General features: G+C 76.2%; 1 protein-coding gene and 2 pseudogenes. All 3 read right to left on the bottom strand.

Annotated features, from left to right (window positions below; translation table 11 throughout):
* Positions 1-577, bottom strand: a pseudogene (locus EAO70_RS38140) (hypothetical protein); the annotation flags it as partial.
* Between the two features lie 7 nt (positions 578-584).
* Positions 585-1,598: an AAA family ATPase gene (locus EAO70_RS39545; RefSeq protein WP_261993058.1), complete on the bottom strand. Its 1,014-nt coding sequence runs from the start codon at positions 1,596-1,598 to the stop codon at positions 585-587.
* A 162-nt stretch (positions 1,599-1,760) separates the two neighbouring features.
* Positions 1,761-3,686: pseudogene (locus EAO70_RS39540) on the bottom strand (trypsin-like peptidase domain-containing protein); the annotation flags it as partial.
* Positions 3,687-3,740: the final 54 nt, after the last annotated feature.

Genomic DNA, 3,740 nt, shown 5'->3' with positions numbered 1-3,740 from the left:
GGGCCTTCTGGAGTCCGAGGAGGCCGGGCAGGGCGTTGGCGCCGGGGGCGCGGACGGGCAGGCCGGCGCCCCGGTCCGTCGACCGGTCGCCGCGGGCCTTCTGGAGTCCGAGGAGGCCGGGCAGGGCGTTGGCGCCGGGGGCGCGGACGGGCAGGCCGGCGCCCCGGTCCGTCGACCGGTCGCCGCCCGGGGCCGGAGCTCGGTCGGCGTGGGCGGTCTCCGCCTCCTCGGCGACCGCGTCGGCCGTTCCCGTGCCTCCGGTGGCCATGTGGAGGGAGACGGACTCGTGCGGACTCCCGGGCCCGCCGGCCGCGCCTGCCGCCGCGTCCGTACCGGCCTGGTCCGTACCGGCCTGATCCGGTCCCGCCTGGTCCGGACCGTCGGTGGAGGCGTCCCCGTCCGCCTCGCCCGGGGGGTCGGCCGGCGGGTCCTGCGCTCCGTCGGGTCTCTCCCGGTCCGGGGCGGGGCCGGGGAGCCACTGGGCCAGCCACAGGGCGTCCGCGACGTCCTCGGCGGTGGGGTCCTGGCCGCCGGCCCGCAGCCTGCGGGTGAGTTCCTCCAGATGCATCCGGTGCATCCGCTCGTCACCTCGGCTGATCGAGCGGTTGCATGAGCATGTCGGCGATGCGTTCCCTGGTGACCCGTTCGGCGCGGGAGGCGTGCTGGGTCAGGTAGAGGGCGTTGAGGAGCTGGTCGGTGGCGATGACCTCGCCGGGCTCGCGGTCGAGGAAGCGCCGGACGAGGCCCTGTTCCCCGTCGCCGTCGGCGGCCTCGCCGCCGAGGTGGGCCTCGATCATGGCGCGGAGCTGCTCCTCGCCGGGGGCCTCCAGCTCCAGGCGGATGCAGCGGCGGAGCAGGGCGGCGGGGAAGTCCCGTTCGCCGTTGGAGGTGAGCACTATGAACGGGAAGGTGGTGCAGCGGACCCGGCCGCCGAGCACCGCCACCTTGTGCCCGTCGTCGGTGAGCACCTCGACGGCGGGCTCCCGGTCGGCCAGCCTTTCCAGCTCGGGGATGGCGAACTCGCCTTCCTCCAGGGCGTTCAGGAGGTCGTTCGGAAGGTCCAGGTCGCTCTTGTCGAGTTCGTCGATGAGCAGGACCCGGGGCTGGTCGGAGGGGAGCAGCGCGGTGCCGAGCGGGCCGAGCCGGATGTACGAGCCGATGCCGGCCGGCGCGGCGGCGGAGCCGGGCGATCCGGCCTGGGCACGCTCCAGCTGGACGTCCTGGAGCCGGCCGATGGCGTCGTACCGGTAGAGCCCGTCCTGGAGGGTGGTCCGGCTGACGATCGGCCAGCGCAGGACGCGGCCGAGGCGTAGTTCGTGGGCGACGGCGTGAGCGAGGGTGGACTTGCCGGTGCCGGGGTTGCCGGTGACGAGGAGCGGGCGCCTCAGGTACAGCGCGGCGTTGACGGCGTCGGTCTCCGCGGGTCTGGGGTGGTGGTTCTGGACGAGCCGGCGCTTGACGCCGAGTCGCCGGTCGGAGCCCGCCAGGGTGTCGTCGGCGCCGCCGGTGGAGAAGTCCCGCCAGGGCGGCGGGGCGGGCAGCCGCTGTATCTCGTCGTGCGGAAGACCGGCACCACGGTAGATCCGCCAATCGTTCACGAGGGGCTCCTCCTGGCTGTGGTGTCGATGCCGGGTCCGTCGACGGTACCGCCCGGGAGCGGGGCCTGCCGACGGCGTAATCGGACGGATCGGGGGGCCGTCGTCCCGGTGGGCGCACGGGTCACTGCTCCCGGCCCAGGCGTACCCGGCGAGCGCCTCGGGGTCCGCCGCCCGGTCCGTCGCGCGCGTGCGCAGGGATCTGACGGGGCCTCGGACGTCCCAGGCGGTGGGGGCGGCGGAGAGCAGCCGGTCGGCCCGCTCGTGGAACTCCGCGCAGTCGGTGTGGTCGTGGGGGCCGGTCCGCCAGAGGGCGAGGGGGTGCCCGGCGGCGAGCGCCGCGTGCATCGCCATGAGCCCGTCGCCGGTGCCCACCCGGCCGCAGTACACGGGGACGGTGCCGCCGCCGGCCTCCCGGAGCCGGTCGTACGTCTCCGCCCAGGTCTCCCGGCCGCCGCGCGCGGGGTGGGGGTCCGGGCCCGTGCCGGGCACCTCGGCACGCAGCGGGGCGGCGCGCAGCGGCCCGTTCTCCGCCGTCTCCCAGCGCTCGCGCCATTCGGGAGTGGGCTCCCGGTCGTAGCGGCGGCGGTCGCGGACGACGACGAACCTGCGCTGGCCGAGCGTGGGCGCCCAGGCGTCCTCGGGGCCGCCCTGCGGCGGTTCGAGCCGCCAGGTGTCGAGGGGTTCGTCGAAGAGTTCCAGCGGCAGGACCGCCTCGACGGCCGCCAGGTGCCGTCCGCTGTCGCCGCGGCGCAGGGCGTCGGCGAGGGGCTCGCGCAGGGCCTCCCCGAGCCGGGCGCGCTCGACGCCCCGCTCGTCGAAGTGGAGCGGGCTGACCGTGTGTCCGTCGAGGAGGAGCTTGACCCGCCACGGGTAGCGCCGGTCGTAGACGGGGGCGTCGATCTCCAGGAGGACGTCGGCACGCGCGCGGGGTTCGCGTACGGAGAGGGGCGCCGGCCTGCCCGGGCTGACGAGGCGGTCGATCTCGCGCCGGAGGTGCCGGTCGGCGTCGCCCGACTCGTCGATGATCCAGCGGGTGAGGTCGGCGGTGTCGACGCGCTCGCCGTACCGGCCGCGGACGTGCCGGGCGACGTGGGCCGCGTACAGGAGGACCGCGTCCGGTTCGAGGTCGCGGACGCCGTCCCGGTGGGGCGCGCGCAGGCCGCGCAGGAGTCCGGCGCCCTCGCTCCAGGTGCGCGGGTCGTCCTCCAGGACGTCCGGCAGTTCGTCGTCCCTGATCCAGGCCTTGACCTGGTCGACGAGGTCCATGATCTCGCCGGGCGCGGTGGGCGCGGGCAGTTCGGCGAGGTGGCCGTAGAGCAGGGTGCGCGGTCCCGGGCCGAGGCCCGCGGAGCCGGCGAGACGCCCCTGGGTGCGGGTCCAGTCGGGCCGGTCGTCCAGGGAGCGGTAGCGGGCGAGGTGGTGGCGGTCGTGGGCGCGCAGTGCCTCGCCCATCGCCTCGCCGCCGGGCAGGTCGTGGAGCCGGCGCAGCGCGGTGACGGGGACGACGGCGCCGCCGTCGCGGCCGCGTCCCTTGTTGAGGCCGACGACGGCGCCCTGCTGGTGGTCGACGACGGGGCCGCCGGAGCAGCCCTCGACGGGCATGACCCAGTCGGTGATGAGGGCCTGGCCGTCGGTGCCGATCAGGGTGCCGTGGACGTGCCGGATGCCGAGTTCGCCGGTCTCCCGGGACCAGCCGTGCAGGCCGACGGAGGTCGGCGGGACGGGCGGGCGCTCGGCGAGGCGCACGCAGGGCGCCTTCGCCGCGCCGGGCACGCGGACGAGCGCGATGTCGGGGAAGGCCCACCGGTCCGGCGGGTCGTCGGGCCGGTCGGGGCGGGGCAGGGCGAGCACGACGGTGCCGGTGGTCTCCCGGGAGGTGTCGCCGTCCTCCCAGGTGATGCCGACGACGGGTTCGCTCCTCCACACCGCGCTTCCCCCCTCGGCCACGACATGGGCGCAGGTCAGCACCCAGCCGGGGGCGATGAAGAAGCCGGTGCCCCAGTACCGGTCGCCGTGCGGGTCATACCCGCGGTCGGGTGCGGCGATGCGTACGAGTGCGGGGCGCACGAGAGCGTCGAAGGCGCTCATGCGGGTCCGTCGGCCGCCGGTCCCGGTACGGAGGGATCTGGTGCGGGCGACCGG

Source organism: Streptomyces sp. adm13(2018), assembly GCF_008042145.1.
Lineage (GTDB): Bacteria > Actinomycetota > Actinomycetes > Streptomycetales > Streptomycetaceae > Streptomyces.
Note: the sequence above shows the minus strand (reverse complement) of the source record. Positions and strands in the feature narration are given on the sequence as shown.